The sequence below is a fragment of the Ferruginibacter sp. genome (assembly GCF_049840995.1).
In the GTDB taxonomy this organism is placed as follows: domain Bacteria; phylum Bacteroidota; class Bacteroidia; order Chitinophagales; family Chitinophagaceae; genus Ferruginibacter.
In genome coordinates this window covers 1,794,945-1,811,406 of record NZ_JASGIP010000003.1, presented here as the reverse complement: position 1 = coordinate 1,811,406, position 16,462 = coordinate 1,794,945, and the positions used below count along the sequence as shown (strand labels likewise).

Genomic DNA, 16,462 nt, shown 5'->3' with positions numbered 1-16,462 from the left:
GGGCCTGTTATTTCACTTCCTGCATATCCACCAGCCTTTTATAAAAACCATTTTGTAACAACAGGCTGTCGTGTGTTCCTCTTTCCACTATTTCCCCTTTTTGCAACACAATGATCTCATCTGCATGGCGGATGGTAGATAAGCGGTGTGCAATTACAATAGAAGTACGGTTGGTCATTAAATTATTAATGGCATCCTGCACCAGGCGTTCGCTTTCTGTATCCAGCGAAGAAGTGGCTTCATCTAAAATGAGGATGGGCGGGTTTTTTAAAACTGCTCTTGCAATGGTCATGCGTTGTCTTTCTCCACCACTCAATTTAGTACCCCTGTCGCCGATATTGGTATTGTATCCTTCTTCTTTTGTAATGATAAAATTATGTGCATTGGCTACTTTAGCTGCCTGCTCAATTTCCGCAGCGTTGGCGTTGTTCATGCCCAAAGCAATATTATTGGCAATGGTATCATTAAACAAAATAGGTTCTTGTGTAACAATGCTGATCAAACTTCTTACCGATTCCAGCGAATAATCTTTGATATTGATACCATCAATTAATATCTCTCCGCTGCCAGCATCATGAAAGCGGGGTACCAGGTCGGCCAGCGTGGATTTACCAGCCCCGCTGCTGCCTACCAACGCTACTGTTTTTCCTTTCGGGATCTTTAAATTGATATTCTTTAATATCACAGCATCCTCATACATGAATCCTACATTCTTAAATTCAATGCAATCTGTAAATGTTTCAATTTTTTTCCCGTTAGGATTATCTTCTACTGTAACAGGTGCATTCATGATCTCTTCTATCCTGTCGATAGCAGCTGCTCCTTTGCGCATATTACTGAACGCAGTGGAGATGGATTTTGCAGGATCGATAATGTTATAGAACAATCCCATATAGGTTAAAAACAAAGCGCCATCCAGGCCAAGACTCGCACTTTTACTCAATACCAGTCTTCCGCCAAACCATAGTATTCCTGCAAAGATGGCCACGCCCATCATTTCGCTTGCAGGTGATGCAAGATCCCTGCGAAAGCCCACATTGTTTCTTGCTTTTTCCCAATCGTAACTGATGTTGGAAAATTTGTTGCGCAGTATTCTTTCTACATTGAATGCTTTTATCACTCTTAAACCACCCAGCGTTTCTTCAATGGTGGAAATGGTTTCACCGGCTTTTACCGCAATGATACCTGATTGTTTTCTTAGCGACCTGCTGATACGGCCTATTACAAAACCCATAACAGGAATACACAACAATATAACACCTGTGAGTAAAGGGCTGATATAAAATAAAAAGAACAGGTTGATGATGATCGTCAGCGGATCTCTTACCCAACCTTCCAGTGTGCCTACCACAGATGCTTCCACTTCGCCTACGTCAGTGGTAATGCGGCTCATCATATCGCCTTTGCGGCGTTCGGTAAAATACCCGATCGGCAGTTCCAGTATCTTATTAAAAATATCTACACGAAAACGGGTTACAATACCATTCTTGATAGGTCCCATTGCCCTGTAGGATAGATAAAGAAAGAAATTCTTGAGAAAAATAGATATCACAATGAGGATACATACCACACCCAATGCATGAAATTTATCGCCCCCATTGATAAGCCCATTCAACTGGTCGGTCATGAATCTTGTAATGGGATTATTAGAGGTGGTTTTTGGAATGCCTGCCTGTTCTACATTAAATATCAGTTGCATAAAAGGCAATAACATACCTATTGATAAAATTGCAAAAACTATGGAAAGAAGAATGCTCACAAAATACCATGCTATGCCGGCTTTGTACTGTTTCAGATAATTAAAGACCCTGGAATATTGCCTCATTTGTAATAAATAGAAATATAAACGGCAAAGTAACTAATTTTACAGCGATTAAAGCGTAAACAATATGTTAGAAGGTAAAAGGCAGAAGCAGGTTGCCGGCCTGTTGAACAAGGAGCTGAGCGATATTTTTCAGCGCCTGGGTTTGAATATGATCGATGGGGGCATGGTTTCAATAGCCGGTGTAAAGATCACACCCGATCTTTTTGATGCCCGCATTTACCTTAGTTTTTTTAAAGTAAAGGATAATGATCTTGCGCTCAAAAAAATTGAAGAGCATGCGCACGAAATAAAAAAAGAATTGACTGCAAGGGTAAGGCACCAGCTGCGGAGCATGCCCAAACTGAGTTTTTATATTGATGATACGCTGGAGTATGTTGATAAGATAGAAAAGCTTTTTAAAGAGATCAAAGAAACCCCGCATCCTTCGGAAGACAAGGAAAAAAGTGCAGAAGACTAACCGGCCAACCTGAACCACCAACTTTGATATATTCATGTATTTAGCCTTTGCCTGGAGATATTTTAAAGCAAAAAAAAGCGCTAATGCCATCAACATCATTGCATGGGTTACCGTGGGCGCTATTGCGCTGGCCACCTGCTGCCAGGTGCTGGTGCTGAGTGTATTCAACGGGTTTGAAGGACTGGTAAAATCCTTATACGCTTCTTTTTATACCGATATTAAAATTGTACCTGCCACCGGAAAAACTTTCCTGCTTTCACCTCAGCAACTTGCACAAATAAAACAACAACCTTTTGTACAGCAATATTCTTTAATTGCCGAAGAAAAAGCGCTGTTGCAAAACACCGGCGCCGATGAATCGCAAACAGTGATCTACCTGAAAGGTGTGGATGATAATTATGATAAAGTGTGTGGTGTGGCTGCAAAAACCAATAAAGGTAAATTCAATACCGGTACGCTGGATGAACCGGGACTGATAGTTGGTTCGGGTATACAATATGCCGCAGGCATCAGCCTCAATCCTGCTTTTGACACGGAGAAACTTACGGTGATATTACCCAAAAAGAACAGCGGCAGCAGTGACCCATTGCAATCACTCAGCGAAGGCAATGTAGCACCCACCGGCATCTTTACCATACAGCAGGATTTTGATAACAAATACGCCATCACCAATATTGATTTTGTAAAACAGCAAATGGGGCTGGACAGTAATGAATACAGCGCCCTGGAATTAAAGCTTACTGCCAAGGCTGATATTGAACAGGCAAAGGAAAAATTGTCTGTATTAATGGGCAGCAAATACAAAGTGCAAACACTTTACCAGCAGAATATGAGCCTGTACAATACCATGAAGCTGGAGCGCTGGTTCATCTTTGCAGTGTTTACACTCATCCTTATTGTATCGGCATTTACCATGGTAAGTGCTCTCACCATGCTGGTGCTGGAAAAACAAAAAGACATTAATGTGTTGCAGAGTATGGGCGCCAGCCGCACGGCTGTTCTAAAAATATTTTTGAGCGAAGGATTGTTGCTGGGAAGTATTGGTGCTGCAGGTGGTATTTTATTGGCTACCATCCTTTGTTTATTGCAACTGAAATTTAAATTGATAAAGATCGGTGGCGGTTCTTTTTTGGTGGATTATTATCCTGTGCAATTAATAGCAACCGATTTTATATTAGTGGCCGTAACTGCCCTGCTCATTGCTTTCTGCGCTTCCTGGTTCCCGGCACGCAAAGCTGCACAGCAACCTTTTGAATTAAGATAGAATTTTAATCCAGCATTTTTAAAATATCCAGGCCCTGTTGCCATTGCCAGTGCCCCGATGCCGCATTGATATGCCCTGCTTTGCCGATATTGATCAGTTCGCTGCCCCAGTTGTTAGCAAAGAATTTTGCCCTTTCCAGTGTAACCCATTGGTCATCTTCACTTGCTACTACAATGGTCTTAAAATCTATTTTCTGTAATGGTATGGGCGTAAAACCTGTTGCAGGAAATGTATAAGCCGGATTTTCCACATCGCTCGGTGCTACCAGCAATGCCGCTTTGATCTTTCTTTTATAAGTAGCTGCCCAATGTGCAATAGTGGAGCAGCCCAGGCTATGCCCTATCAAAACCACCGTTGCCGGATCGTAGCCCGATAAAGCATCGTCTATAGTTGCTATCCAATCCTTACAGGCAGGTGCATCCCATTCCTGCTGCTGGATGCGGCGGAAATTGTTACCGGTGCTTTCAAAAAAAGTTTGCCAGTGCTGCGGGCCGGAATTGCCCAGGCCGGGTACAATAAAATAATTGGTCATGGTCATAAATTAAAAAGAGTTGGTGTAAACCAACTCTTACTATTTTTTAAGACTTAATAATCTCCCAGGGTTTCCGGCAACTGCGCCAGCGCTTTTGCCAGCTGCTCATCGTTGGGGGCAATACCGTGCCATTCGTGGCTGCCTTCCATAAAGTCGATGCCTTTACCCATTATAGTACTCATCAGTATCACAATAGGCCTTCCTTTACCTACAAAGCTTTTAGCATGGTTTAAACCGGCCACCACGGCATCCATATCATTACCGTTCATTTCCAGTACTTCCCAATTAAAGGCTTCAAATTTGGCCCGCAGGTTATCCAGTCCCATTATTTTTTTGGTAGGGCCATCAATCTGCTGACCGTTCCAGTCGATGGTGGCAATAAGATTATCCACATTTTTGTGGGCGGCAAACATAATGGCTTCCCAGTTCTGTCCTTCGTCCAGCTCTCCATCGCCATGCAGGGAGAATACTACGTGATGATCGTTATTGAGTTTTTTAGCCAAAGCCGCACCAATAGCCACACTCATACCCTGCCCCAGCGATCCGCTGGCAACACGTACACCCGGCAGGTGTTCGTGCGTAGTAGGATGGCCCTGCAGCCTCGAATTCAGCTTTCTGAAAGTAGCCAGTTCCTTTACAGGAAAATAACCGCTGCGGGCCAGTGCACTGTAAAATACAGGCGAAATATGCCCATTGCTCAGGAAGAAAACATCTTCTCCCACCCCATCCATCTTAAAGTCGGGGTTATGCTTCATTACATTAAAGTAAAGCGCAGTAAAAAATTCTGTGCAGCCTAAAGAGCCGCCGGGGTGACCGCTTTGAACGGCATGTACCATACGTACAATATCCCTCCTGATCTGTGATGCTATTTCCGGTAATGTATTCATCTGGAATATTAATTTATTGTCAACAATCGCAAGTTTTTATACCTAATTTTCGATGCAAACCTACTTAAATCAGTCGATAGAAAAACTAAAAAATTGATTCCTGTTTAAATAGTTAATAATAAGTTTATAATTTCTTCGTTATTTCATTAAAGAAAACCGGCTGAAATCATTTTTGTCTAAAAAATCCGGAATTAATTTAACAGGCAACTTTTTGGTTTAAAGCAGCGTCTTACTTAAATATTATAAGTATTTCTATAAAATATTAGGTTTACTTAAAACATATTTAATACTTTTGTACCATAATGATTGCCATTAAATAATTTGAATGGAACATATCTTACTTAGTGCGTCCCTGGCTTTTTTGATAACTTTTTTTGCCATACCTATCGTAATACAGGTTGCTAAAGACAAAAAGTTATTTGACGAGCCCGACGAGCGTAAAGTTCACAAAACTGTTATCCCCACTTTAGGAGGTTTAGGCATTTTTGCCGGGTTCATTATCGCCACTTTAATGTGCGTTCCCTCAGGCATCACTTCCGAACTACAGTATTTTGCAGCTGCCACTACCGTTATCTTCTTTTTGGGGCTTAAGGATGATATTCTTATCCTGTCTGCCAGCAAAAAATTCATCGGCCAGTTGGTTGCAGCAGGTATTGTGATCAGGTTTGGAGGCGTACAGTTGACCAATATGCATGGCTTTTTAGGTATTTACGAAATACCCCATATTGCCAGCGTGGTATTGACCATATTTACCATCATTGTTATCACCAATTCATTCAACCTGATAGATGGAGTGGATGGACTGGCAGGCAGCCTGGGTGTATTGACCACTTTGGTATTCGGTATCTATTTCTTTTATGCAGGACAATTGACCTACGCTGTAATGGCACTTGCTCTTACCGGTAGTATCGTTGCCTTCCTGATCTATAATTTTTCGCCTGCAAAAATATTTATGGGAGATACCGGTTCGCTGTTGCTGGGCCTTGTAAACTCCATACTGGTGATCAAGTTCATTAATGTTGCAGGTAACCCTGCTGCCAATAAATTTGCACTGGAAGCTTCTCCTGCCATCGGTTTCGCTATCTTAATGATCCCTTTGTTTGATACTTTAAGGGTGTTCACACTGCGTATCTTAGACCGCAGGTCTCCATTCAGCCCCGACAGGACGCATATTCACCATTTCTTGCTGGACCTTGGTTTCAATCACAGGATGGTAACTTTAACCTGCGTTACTGCCAATATCGGTTTTATAGTGCTGGCTTACTTTATCCGTGGCCTGGGCGCTACCACCGCTATCGGAATTTTGCTGATCTCTGCTTTTACTTTTATTGGTGTGATCTATTACAGCCGCCCCAAAAACAAAAGCGTATCCAATATTCCGCCGGTTAATAACAACAATATCATTAAACCCCGTAAGATACTTTCGCTTGCACCTGAAAGCGTGGAAGCTGATTAATAAACCGTTCACCTCTTTTAAAGCCTTAATATTCAATGATATTAAGGCTTTTTTATGCTTTTAATTGAGCGGCAAATACCAAATAACGCTTCTTTTTTATAGCTTTGCACCCACTTAATACATACATATGTCTGCAGAATTAGATAAAATACTCAGCGATACAGAATCATCCATGACAAAAGCGATCAGCCACCTGGAGGCAGAGCTGGTTAAGATACGTGCCGGTAAGGCCAATCCCAATATGCTGGACGGTATAATGGCCGATTATTATGGCAACCCTACCGCCATTAACCAGGTAGCCAATATTTCTGTATTAGATGCCCGTACCATTTCGGTACAGCCCTGGGAAAAGAATATGCTGCAGGTGATAGAAAGAGCTATTATTATGGCCAATATCGGCATCAATCCTCAAAATGATGGATCGGTGATACGCCTGTTTTTACCACCCCTTACCGAAGAAAGGAGAAAGGAATTGGTAAAAAGGTGTAACGGCGAAGGTGAGCATGCTAAAGTGGCTATCAGGAACATCCGCCGCGATAGTATTGAAGCCATTAAAAAACTGCAGAAGGATGGTTTGAGTGAAGATGTTGGCAAGGATGGCGAAAAAAGGATACAGGATACTACTGATAAATACATTGCCCTGGTTGAAAAACATCTTGCCGCCAAAGAGAAAGAGATAATGGCAGTATAATTGCGAATGTAAAATATACAATGTCGAATGTAGAAAACAGTTTGATCAATTGTAATTACCTTCTTTCTATAAATATTCGATATTCAACATTATAAAATTCAACATTCATTATGCAATATGCAAGGGAAACATGGTTCTTATTGCTTTCTACTCCCCTGTATGCAATGCTGATAGGATTGGAGATCTTACTCAGTAACTGGCAGCATAAAAAATTCTATACTTTAAAAGAGACCTTACAAAATGTTTACCTCACTTTAGTGAATGCGGGGCTGGACCTGCTGTTGCGCTGGGCATTTTATATCAGTGTACTGCAATGGAGTTTCGATCATCATTTTTTTGCCATTGAAAATCCTTTTCTCTACTGGTTTCTTTTATTTATACTGGAAGATCTGGCTTTTTATGTGGAGCATCGTATAGATCATTACTGTCGCATTTTCTGGGCCGTGCATGTTACGCATCATTCGTCTGAAGAATTTAATCTTACCACCGGTTTCCGTTCGTCGGTATTACAGCCGGTATATCGTTTTGTATATTTTATTCCGCTGGCATTGGCAGGGTTCAGGCCCGTGGATATTGTGTTTATGTATTCGCTTACTCAAACCTATGGCATACTGGTGCATACGCAATACATTCATAAAATGCCCCGCTGGTTCGAAGCTGTTTTTGTAAGTCCCAGTCATCACCGGGTACATCATGCCAGCAATGTCATTTACCTGGATAAGAATATGGGCATGTGCCTCATCATCTGGGATAAACTGTTTGGCAGTTTCCAGGAAGAAGTGGAGAGTGAGCCTGTAAAATATGGCCTTACCAAACCGGTGCCCAACCATGGCCATCCTTTAAAACTCATTTTTCACGAATGGCAGAATATCGGCAGGGATATTTCCAAAAAATTGCCGCTGGGCACAAGGCTCAAATACCTTTTTATGCCCCCGGGCTGGAGCCATGATGGCAGCACTAAAACTGCAAAAGAAATGAGGCAGGAACGTTGATGCAGTAAGTTATTGTTTTACTTTACGGTTGGCAAAATATACCCCGAACAAAATGATAGCCAGGCAGAGTACCTGTTTCCATCCTACTTTTTCGCCGTAAATAACACCCCAGATGATGGCAATTACCGGTATACCATAAGTAACCATTGATGCAAATACCGCCCCTGCTCTTTTTACCAGCATATAGAAAATAATGGAAGCTACTGCGGTGCCAAAAACACCCAGTATAGCAGCAGCGGTTGTTGACCATAAAACTGTTTTACTGGTAAGTTCCAGGTTGAAGTAGCCGGTGAACGCCAGCACGATCAATGCGGGTATGGCATTTAGTGTAAGCGCCACCGCAGCTATCTGCAATGATCCTATATCTTTTAAATGCTTGTGCACCATATTTACATTAAAGCCATAAAATATTGTGGCGAGTACCACGTAAAAAACATAGAGCAGGTTTTGCCCTTCCTTTAAATGGCCCTTACTAAGCAGCAATAAAATACTACCCGTAAACGAAATGAGTATGCCAATTACCTTATTGGTGTTGGTATTGCTTTTAAAGAATAATGCGCCGGTGATGATAACAAAGATGGGCGTAAGGCTGTTGAGTGTGCCTGCCAGTGCACTTTCTATACCATCACTGCTTTCGGCAATGCAGAATAAATAAGCCGGTAATAAACTGCCCAGCACACCGCTCATAAAAATGGTGAATATTTTATTGAGTGGTATCAAGGGTGCATGCCTTATAGCCACCGGCAATAAAACAATACCGGAGAATATGATGCGCAATGATGCCACCTGGTAAGCAGATAAACTTACCAATCCTTCTTTCATTAAAATAAAACTGCTGCCCCAGATGATGGAGAGTATTACAAAAATGAACCAGTTAAAAAATCCTTGTTTCAAAAATTTAAAATTTCAGGTTGCAAAGTTGTAGTTTTTAAATGGAATTAAGAACAATATTTAGCAGATGCTGATATGCATACTGTAAGATGTACTACAGGATCTTGTAGTACTGCATTTACAAAAGCAACCGTTAAGTTTAGTTTAACCAACATTGTTTGCAATCCTGCTTTTTTTTATATAGCTTTATTTTCCGCTGTTACCCTTTGCAAGCTTATCATTCTATTTTTAAACTACAAAAATTACACTTATGGGATTCATGAAAGAATTTAAAGAGTTTGCAATGAAGGGCAATATTGTTGACCTTGCAGTTGCAGTTATTATCGGTGGCGCTTTTGGAAAGATCGTTACAGCTTTGACTGATTCGATCATTATGCCAATAATCAGTCTTGTAATGGGCAAAGGAGGAATGTCTGAAGTTACTTTTACGGTAGGGCATACTGTATTCCCGGTTGGGATCCTCATCCAGGCCATTATTGATTTTATATTGATAGCCCTGGTGTTATTTGTAATGATAAAAGCTATGAACAGTGCGATGAAGAAAAAAGAAGAAGCTCCCGCACCTCCTGCAGGTCCTTCTTCCACCGATGCATTACTGATGGAAATAAGAGATGCATTGAAAAAATAAGTAGTTTTATACAACCTTAATAAAGCATTGTTTGTCTAACGACTGCAATGCTTTTTATTTTTAATTAAACTAACAGTATGAAACAGATCATCCTTTCCCTTACATTTTCAGGTTTTGCATTCGGAGCACTGGCACAGGATGCCACGGTTAAGCAATTACAGAAAGACGCCGGCAAAGATGTAAAGAGCGCCGAAAAAGACGGCTGGAAAAAATCCGGCACATTGGTATTGAACTTAAACCAGGGCAGCCTGAGCAACTGGGCTGCGGGTGGCGAGCAAAACACGCTTGGTGTTAATGGTATCTTTAATTATGGCATCAATTACCGCAAGGGAAAGAATACCTGGGACAATTATTTTAACCTGGCACTGGGCTTTCAGAATGCCACCAGTTATAATAAGTTCCGTAAAACAGACGACCTGATCGATATTACCAGCAAATACGGTTACCAGGTGGCTAAAAAATGGTATGCGGCCGCATTGGTCAATTTCAACAGCCAGTCGCTGGAAGGTTTTGCGTATACGGATACGGTGAACACCAAAATATCCAACTTTTTAGCGCCCGGCAAGCTGCTGGTTTCGCTGGGTATGGATTACCGGCCCAATGCCGATCTTTCGGTATTCATTTCGCCCATTACCAGCCGCTGGATATTCAAGCAGGACCCTGATTTTTTTGCCCTGGATAAATTTGGCGTGCCTGCCTTTAAGAAAACTTACAACGAAATCGGCGCCTATCTTACCGCCAAATACACTAAAGCGCTGGCAAAATGGGCCACTTATGCCGGCCGCCTGGATCTTTTCAGCAATTACAAACGCAACCCGCAGAATGTGGATGTGTATTGTACCAACCTGTTAACCATGAAGTTCAATACCTGGCTGGGCACCACCATCAGCCTGGATATGATCTACGACGATGATATCATACAAAAAACGCAATTGAAAGAGATTTTAGGTATCGGGCTTACCCTAAAACTGTAGAAGAATTGTGGAATAGTTATGGCCCGAATTCAGCCAGTAATCAATACATTTGCCCTCTTCCCAAGGGGGCTTATTTTATAATATAATTTTGATATGGTGACCAACGCTTCTTACCAGATAAAACTACAGGATTTTGAAGGGCCTTTCGATCTGTTGCTTTTCTTTATTGAAAGGGATGAACTGGATATTTACAATATTCCCATTACCAAGATAACCAACGACTTTTTGGAGTTTATTCACCAGGGAGAAAAACTGAATATTGAGCTGAGCAGTGAATTCATTTTATTCATCAGCACATTAATGCGCATTAAAGCTAAAATGTTGCTGCCCCGCAAAGAAGTGGATGCACAGGGTAATGAAATAGATCCTAGGCAGGAACTGGTGAACAAGATACTGGAGTACAAAAAATTCAAGGAGGCCGCTGCGCAGATGGCAGAAATGGAAGCTGCCCGTATGATGATCGTAAAGCGTGGTAATGCGCAAAAAGAAATTGCACAGATCGGTGAAGAAGCGGGAGAAGGCACCGAAATTCAGGCCGTGACCCTGTTCAAGCTGATGAAGGCTTTTGAAAGAGTGGCGCAGAAATTACAGGAACGCAATAACAAACCGGTGCATACCGTGGTGCAGTATAACTATACCATGGAAGGCAGCCGCGAATACATGCACAATCTTTGCCGCAGGGAAAAAACTTTATCCTTCGAAAAGATATTTGATGTGTGCAGAGAACCGCATCCATGCGCTCTTTTTATTCCTGAATATGCTGGAAATGGCCCAGGGCCGATACATTACCTTATTGATAGGTGAAGGACGCAATAATTTTATTGTGGAATGGAATGAGAACCGCGAAGAAGATGTGGTAGGTTTGATACCGGATAATAATCCTACGATCTGGAATTAAAATAGTGAATCCCCTCTTGCGAGGGGATTTTTTTTGGCCACGGATTACACGAATTTTCACGGATTGTATAAAGTGATTTCTTAAATTTTAATAATAGATATTCAGCAGTATCGGTTTGTCTGCATCATCGATATAAGTTTTTAGTGCTGTTAAAAATGCAGGTGCTACTGTGGGGCAGCCCCAGCTTTCGCAGATAGGGAATGGTGCCGTTTCTTCGTTGGGCACGCAGGAATGTGAGTGCAATACCACGAAACGCTCGAATGCCTTGCTGTTACTGGCATCCAGCCCATATAGTTTAAAAGCCAGCCCGAATTTTCCTGTATAAGAATTGCCGATCTTGTATTTACCCAGCGAAGTACATAAACTATTGGGGGTATTGGAAAATTTTATTTGTCCCTCATCTGTTTTGCCGCTGCCATGTGTTACCAGGCCGGATAATTCAATGGAATCTTTTTTAAGGTTGTACACGAAAAAACGTTTTTTGCCGGATTCGATCTTCATGTCCACCATAAAACAATACTCACTGTTATAAGCATGTTCTTTGGCGTAAGCAGCAATATCATTGGCTTTTTGCTTCAGCCTTAGCAATATCGCTTTAGCTGCTTCATTTTTTGCAGGGGTGAAAGCGCTTTTTTTAGCCGTGCTGGCAAACTTTGGTTTGTACCAAAAGAAATAGCCTAATGCAGAAATGCTGGCTAGCGACAACAATACTGTTGCAGTGAGTTTCATAAAAAATTTCATGGAAGTTTTGTTAGAGTTCTGATGCGTAACGAAACTATTTCCACAAAAATTTTTCTGCGGCTGTTAAAGAAAATAAAATATGCGGTCAGCGGTCGCTCCGCTCTTCCATTTTAAGATCGGTATCGAAAGGGCTTTTTGTAAATGGATAAATGCTTTGTTTGATAAAACCTTTGGGGTATTGCGCCTCGTGTACGCCTGTTCCTTCGGGCCATACTTTGCCGGGCAGGTAATAGGTGCCGAATATCATGTCGATGAACGGGAAGATGGAAGCGAAATTCTTACCATAGTGTTTCGGGTCTTCGCAATGATGCCAGTGATGGTATTGCGGCGTGGTGAAAATGTATTTTAAAAAACCGAAGTTGATCCTGGTGTTGGCGTGTATCAATACGGCGTGTATGGCGATGAAGATGATATAGGTATTGAATACGGCGTGGGAAAAGCCCAGCACATACAGTGGAATAAAGGTCATAGCCCTTGTAAAAAAGATATCGATAAAATGCGTACGGCTGCCGGCCAGCCAGTCCATATGCTGTGTTGAATGATGCACCGAATGAAAACGCCACAAATAAACATGGTTATGAAATATGCGGTGCGCCCAGTATTGAAACAGATCAGTGGTGAAAAATGCCAGGAACAATGCTGCTATAAATGGCAGGTTCTGTACCCAGGTATGTATACCATCCAGCCCTATCCAACTAAAGAATACAATGGCGGGTTTTTGTGTAATGATACCAAAGAACTGTATGAACAAATGGCTGATGACAAAATACACCAGGTCGGTACGCCACTCTTCGTGAAATTTTGTTTGGTTAGTATTTTTAGGCAGGAATAATTCTATTGGTATAAAGATCACTGTCATTAATAAAAGGTCCAGCAACATCCAGTCGAGCCCAAAATACCAGTCCGATTTTTGTACGTTGCTGCCCTGCACACTGAAGGCACCCAGTAAAATGGCCACGCCGGCAATACCGGCGCCAATAGCAGCCAGTTGTATTTTTTTGCTCAAGATCAAACTGAGCAAGGAAAAAAAGAAAGCTGCAACGATCACCACTTTTATCAGCGTTTGCATAGAAGCAGCGGTGTATATTTCTCTGAACTCGGGTGTAGTGAGTTTTTCAGGAAAAATAAAACACAGTATGCTTACCAATGCTAAAATGGAAAGAAAGATGGAGATATAACCACTGATGGTTCCATTACCAATTTTTAAACGCTGCGGTTTGGCCTGGTTCATTTTTAAAATAGTTTATTCAGTTAGTTTAAAAGCGATCTTATCGTCAAATGTAAAGCATTTTCGGCCGATGATGTGTACCGGTTACTAACCAGGCACCACCTTTAATTAATTTTACCGCCAAGGCATAAAATAAAAAAGCAGCAGTAAAAACTGCTGCGGGTATTTTAAGAATAATTAATCCATTATTTTATCAACTGTGCTACGCTTACACTGCTCATTTCCCTTAACACAGCTGCAATGCCATTGGCATCTATACCAATCTCATCATACAATTGTTTGGGCGATCCGTGTTCCACCAGCCTGTCGGGTATACCTAATATTTTTACTTCGGCTTTATAACCATGTGCGTTCATAAATTCCAGTACAGCGCTGCCAAAGCCACCTACCACGGTGCCGTCTTCTACCGTGATCACTTTATTGAATTTTGCAAATACTTCATGCAGCATTGCTTCATCCAGTGGTTTTGCAAAACGCATATCGTAATGAGCAGGATTGATGCCATCTGCTTTTACATCCCTTATGGCCGCAGCAGCAAAATTGCCCGGGTGACCAAATGAAAGTACCGCTATATGCTCTCCGTCTTTTAATTTTCTTCCCTTACCGATCTGTATCTCTTCAAATGGATATTTTTCGGCCATGGTATCTTTCTGCAGATCAGGTAATACCCCTTCTCCTCTTGGATAGCGAATTACTAATGGCAGCTGCAGGCTATCTAACTGTGACGTGTACATGATATTCCGCAATTCCTTTTCATTCATCGGCGCAGCTATCACCAGGTTGGGTATACAACGCATGAAGGCAATGTCATAACAACCGTGATGGGTTGGCCCGTCTTCTCCTACCAGTCCTGCCCTGTCTAAGCAAAACACCACCGGTAATTTCTGAATAGCCACATCATGCACCACCATATCATAAGCCCTTTGCATAAAGGATGAGTAAATGTTACAGAACACTTTCATGCCCTGTGTGGCCATACCAGCACTTACTGTTACCGCATGCTGTTCGGCAATGCCCACGTCAAAAGCACGGTCGGGCATTTCGGCCATCATGTATTTGAGTGATGAACCGCTGGGCATTGCAGGTGTGATCGCAAATATTTTTTCGTTCTGCTTTGCCAGTTCTATCATGGTAAAACCAAATACATCCTGGTATTTCATTGGTTGCGGTAGATCGAATTGCTTCTTCTGTATCTTACCCGTTGTTTTATCAAACAGGCCCGGCGCATGCCAGAGTGTTTGATCTTTTTCTGCCAGGTCGTATCCTTTACCCTTTACCGTTACTATGTGTAATATTTTGGGTCCGGGTATATTTTTAAGATCCTGTAATGTATCCACCAGTTTGGTGATATTATGCCCATCGATCGGGCCAAAATAGCGCAGCTTCAATGCTTCAAACAAATTACTGCGGCTGTTCACCATTCCTTTCACCCCTTCCGTTAATTTATGCGCCATATTGCGGCTGAAGGTTTTACCCACCGGTAATTTACCCAGCAGCTTCCATACATCGTCTTTTACTTTATTATAGGTTTGAGAAGTGGTGATGTCAGTCAAATATTCTTTCAAGGCGCCCACATTGGGGTCGATGCTCATGCAGTTATCGTTCAGGATAATAAGCATATCTGCATCTGCAACGCCTGCATGGTTCATGGCTTCAAAAGCCAGGCCGGCCGTCATGGCGCCATCACCGATCACGGCAATGCTCTTACGGTTCTCGCCTTTGTATTTTGCGGCCATGGCCATACCCAGTGCTGCACTGATGGAGGTGGAGGAATGGCCTACGCCAAATGTATCATATTCGCTTTCGCTGCGCTTGGGAAAGCCGCTGAGGCCTTTATATTTCCTGTTGGTGGGGAAATTGTCCCTGCGGCCGGTCAGTATCTTATGGCCGTAAGCCTGGTGGCCCACATCCCATACCAGCTGGTCGTAAGGGGTATTGTATACGTAATGCAGGGCTACGCTTAGTTCCACCACGCCTAGGCTGGCGCCGAAGTGCCCGCCGTGAACACTTACAATATCAACGATATATTGTCTTAATTCGTTGCAAAGCTGGTGCAACTGCTCCTTGCTGAGTTTTTTAAGGTCGTCAGGGGAATCGATAGTTTTCAGTAATGCGCCGGGCGTAAGCTCCATGCTGTATAGATTTATTAAGCGAAGTTAGGTTATTATTTTGGAGAGATATAGCTATTAAACATACTTTAACGTCAAAAGTTGAGTGAAATTGCGGGTTAGTGCAGGTATCTGTCCAGGTGTAACAGCAGGTCGGGATCGGGGCAGTTGGCGAGATAATAATCCCGATCTTTTTCGGCGCAAACGCCGGGATAGTCGCCCCGGTAGAGCCGCATATCGCTGATGACCTGGAAATGCAGGTGCGGCGGCCAGTTGCCGTTTTCTGACGGCCTGCCGAAATGGGCCAGCAGTTGCCCCCTGCTCAAAAAGCTGCCTTCTTTTAAATGGTCAATATCTGCCAGGCTTAAATGACCGTATAAAGTATGGAACACCACGGTATCCAGCTGATGCTGTAAAATAATGGTAGCGCCATAATCGCCAAAGTTGTTATTGAATGCAAAACTATGCACTGTTCCGCCGAGTGGTACATATACCGGTGTGCCTGCCGCTCCCCAGATGTCGGTTCCGATATGCAGGCGGCGGGGTTGTTCGGCAGGTTTTTCAATATCATATTTCTTTTCTTCATTAAAAAGAAAACTGCGTTTATACATTTCCCTTAATTCACCATAACCACCGATCAGGAACTTAGCCCGTTGTGCTGCTCTTTCATGATCGATATAGATTGAAAATCTTTCTGTATCGCTGTATATCTCTTCGGTAAGTGCCGTATTGTTCTTTGAAAGATCGATTGCAGCGATCTTTTCCCTGGTCGGGTCAAGATCCACCACACACCTGAAGCCTGCCTGGTCCTTCAGCAACAATTTTTCCAGTAACGTTTTCATGCAATGAAGTTAAATAAAAAAGCTGCCCCTCGCAGGGGCAGCTGTATA

General features: G+C 42.4%; 16 protein-coding genes. 8 read left to right on the top strand and 8 right to left on the bottom strand.

What is annotated here, in order from left to right; genetic code table 11:
- Positions 1-7: 7 nt before the first annotated feature.
- Positions 8-1,825 (bottom strand): ABC transporter ATP-binding protein, encoded by a 1,818-nt coding sequence (locus tag QM738_RS09585; RefSeq protein ID WP_462276468.1) that lies wholly within the window; start codon positions 1,823-1,825, stop codon positions 8-10.
- Between the two features lie 64 nt (positions 1,826-1,889).
- Here QM738_RS09585 and rbfA point away from each other — a divergent pair, with 64 nt between their 5' ends.
- Complete coding sequence (gene rbfA / locus QM738_RS09580) at positions 1,890-2,282, top strand: 30S ribosome-binding factor RbfA (protein WP_462276467.1); 393 nt, start codon at positions 1,890-1,892, stop codon at positions 2,280-2,282.
- A gap of 34 nt (positions 2,283-2,316) precedes the next feature.
- Positions 2,317-3,546: an FtsX-like permease family protein gene (locus tag QM738_RS09575; RefSeq protein ID WP_462276466.1), complete on the top strand. Its 1,230-nt coding sequence runs from the start codon at positions 2,317-2,319 to the stop codon at positions 3,544-3,546.
- Between the two features lie 4 nt (positions 3,547-3,550).
- Here the strand turns inward: QM738_RS09575 and QM738_RS09570 are convergent, their stop codons facing one another.
- Both QM738_RS09570 and QM738_RS09565 read right to left on the bottom strand, forming a co-directional pair.
- Positions 3,551-4,078, bottom strand: coding sequence for an RBBP9/YdeN family alpha/beta hydrolase (locus QM738_RS09570; RefSeq protein ID WP_462276465.1), 528 nt, complete (start codon positions 4,076-4,078; stop codon positions 3,551-3,553).
- Between the two features lie 53 nt (positions 4,079-4,131).
- Positions 4,132-4,965, bottom strand: coding sequence for a transketolase (locus QM738_RS09565; RefSeq protein ID WP_462276464.1), 834 nt, complete (start codon positions 4,963-4,965; stop codon positions 4,132-4,134).
- 325 nt (positions 4,966-5,290) lie between these two features.
- On the opposite strand from QM738_RS09565, the gene QM738_RS09560 reads away from it, so the two are divergent.
- The 3 genes from QM738_RS09560 (at position 5,291) to QM738_RS09550 (ending at position 8,104) form a co-directional block, all read left to right on the top strand.
- Positions 5,291-6,421: a glycosyltransferase family 4 protein gene (locus tag QM738_RS09560; RefSeq protein ID WP_462276463.1), complete on the top strand. Its 1,131-nt coding sequence runs from the start codon at positions 5,291-5,293 to the stop codon at positions 6,419-6,421.
- 127 nt (positions 6,422-6,548) lie between these two features.
- Positions 6,549-7,112, top strand: a complete 564-nt coding sequence (frr, locus tag QM738_RS09555; protein ID WP_462276462.1) for a ribosome recycling factor — start codon at positions 6,549-6,551, stop codon at positions 7,110-7,112.
- Positions 7,113-7,222: 110 nt separating this feature from the next.
- On the top strand, positions 7,223-8,104 hold the full coding sequence (locus tag QM738_RS09550) for a sterol desaturase family protein (protein ID WP_462276461.1): 882 nt from the start codon (positions 7,223-7,225) through the stop codon (positions 8,102-8,104).
- A 9-nt stretch (positions 8,105-8,113) separates the two neighbouring features.
- On the opposite strand, the gene QM738_RS09545 is transcribed toward QM738_RS09550, so the two are convergent.
- The gene (locus tag QM738_RS09545) at positions 8,114-8,998 is read right to left on the bottom strand and encodes a DMT family transporter (RefSeq protein ID WP_462276460.1); all 885 of its coding nucleotides are present in this window, start codon (positions 8,996-8,998) and stop codon (positions 8,114-8,116) included.
- 247 nt (positions 8,999-9,245) lie between these two features.
- Between QM738_RS09545 and mscL the strand changes: the two genes are divergently transcribed.
- The 3 genes from mscL to QM738_RS09530 all read left to right on the top strand — a co-directional run bounded on the left by mscL (position 9,246) and on the right by QM738_RS09530 (position 11,401).
- Positions 9,246-9,623, top strand: coding sequence for a large conductance mechanosensitive channel protein MscL (gene mscL, locus QM738_RS09540; RefSeq protein ID WP_462276459.1), 378 nt, complete (start codon positions 9,246-9,248; stop codon positions 9,621-9,623).
- A 77-nt stretch (positions 9,624-9,700) separates the two neighbouring features.
- Positions 9,701-10,597 carry a DUF3078 domain-containing protein gene (locus tag QM738_RS09535; protein WP_462276458.1) on the top strand — a complete coding sequence of 299 codons (897 nt, stop codon included), beginning with the start codon at positions 9,701-9,703 and terminating at the stop codon, positions 10,595-10,597.
- Positions 10,598-10,690: 93 nt separating this feature from the next.
- The gene (locus QM738_RS09530; protein WP_462276457.1) at positions 10,691-11,401 is read left to right on the top strand and encodes a segregation and condensation protein A; all 711 of its coding nucleotides are present in this window, start codon (positions 10,691-10,693) and stop codon (positions 11,399-11,401) included.
- A gap of 181 nt (positions 11,402-11,582) precedes the next feature.
- Here the strand turns inward: QM738_RS09530 and QM738_RS09525 are convergent, their stop codons facing one another.
- From QM738_RS09525 to QM738_RS09510, 4 genes are all read right to left on the bottom strand, one after another.
- Positions 11,583-12,236, bottom strand: coding sequence for a murein L,D-transpeptidase catalytic domain-containing protein (locus QM738_RS09525; RefSeq protein ID WP_462276456.1), 654 nt, complete (start codon positions 12,234-12,236; stop codon positions 11,583-11,585).
- Positions 12,237-12,321: 85 nt separating this feature from the next.
- Complete coding sequence (locus QM738_RS09520; protein WP_462276455.1) at positions 12,322-13,467, bottom strand: sterol desaturase family protein; 1,146 nt, start codon at positions 13,465-13,467, stop codon at positions 12,322-12,324.
- Between the two features lie 182 nt (positions 13,468-13,649).
- A complete protein-coding gene (gene dxs, locus QM738_RS09515; protein WP_462276454.1) occupies positions 13,650-15,596 on the bottom strand; it encodes a 1-deoxy-D-xylulose-5-phosphate synthase in 1,947 nt (648 codons plus the stop codon).
- A 95-nt stretch (positions 15,597-15,691) separates the two neighbouring features.
- Positions 15,692-16,414 carry a peptidoglycan DD-metalloendopeptidase family protein gene (locus QM738_RS09510; RefSeq protein ID WP_462276453.1) on the bottom strand — a complete coding sequence of 241 codons (723 nt, stop codon included), beginning with the start codon at positions 16,412-16,414 and terminating at the stop codon, positions 15,692-15,694.
- Positions 16,415-16,462: the final 48 nt, after the last annotated feature.

Bases quoted from the DNA above. Each gene is read 5' to 3' on its own strand.
- QM738_RS09585 (WP_462276468.1), bottom strand. From the start codon at position 1,825: ATGAGGCAATATTCCAGGGTCTTTAATTATCTGAAACAGTACAAAGCC.
- rbfA (WP_462276467.1), top strand. From the start codon at position 1,890: ATGTTAGAAGGTAAAAGGCAGAAGCAGGTTGCCGGCCTGTTGAACAAG.
- QM738_RS09575 (WP_462276466.1), top strand. From the start codon at position 2,317: ATGTATTTAGCCTTTGCCTGGAGATATTTTAAAGCAAAAAAAAGCGCT.
- QM738_RS09570 (WP_462276465.1), bottom strand. From the start codon at position 4,078: ATGACCAATTATTTTATTGTACCCGGCCTGGGCAATTCCGGCCCGCAG.
- QM738_RS09565 (WP_462276464.1), bottom strand. From the start codon at position 4,965: ATGAATACATTACCGGAAATAGCATCACAGATCAGGAGGGATATTGTA.
- QM738_RS09560 (WP_462276463.1), top strand. From the start codon at position 5,291: ATGGAACATATCTTACTTAGTGCGTCCCTGGCTTTTTTGATAACTTTT.
- frr (WP_462276462.1), top strand. From the start codon at position 6,549: ATGTCTGCAGAATTAGATAAAATACTCAGCGATACAGAATCATCCATG.
- QM738_RS09550 (WP_462276461.1), top strand. From the start codon at position 7,223: ATGCAATATGCAAGGGAAACATGGTTCTTATTGCTTTCTACTCCCCTG.
- mscL (WP_462276459.1), top strand. From the start codon at position 9,246: ATGGGATTCATGAAAGAATTTAAAGAGTTTGCAATGAAGGGCAATATT.
- QM738_RS09535 (WP_462276458.1), top strand. From the start codon at position 9,701: ATGAAACAGATCATCCTTTCCCTTACATTTTCAGGTTTTGCATTCGGA.
- QM738_RS09530 (WP_462276457.1), top strand. From the start codon at position 10,691: ATGGTGACCAACGCTTCTTACCAGATAAAACTACAGGATTTTGAAGGG.
- QM738_RS09525 (WP_462276456.1), bottom strand. From the start codon at position 12,236: ATGAAATTTTTTATGAAACTCACTGCAACAGTATTGTTGTCGCTAGCC.
- QM738_RS09520 (WP_462276455.1), bottom strand. From the start codon at position 13,467: ATGAACCAGGCCAAACCGCAGCGTTTAAAAATTGGTAATGGAACCATC.
- dxs (WP_462276454.1), bottom strand. From the start codon at position 15,596: ATGGAGCTTACGCCCGGCGCATTACTGAAAACTATCGATTCCCCTGAC.
- QM738_RS09510 (WP_462276453.1), bottom strand. From the start codon at position 16,414: ATGAAAACGTTACTGGAAAAATTGTTGCTGAAGGACCAGGCAGGCTTC.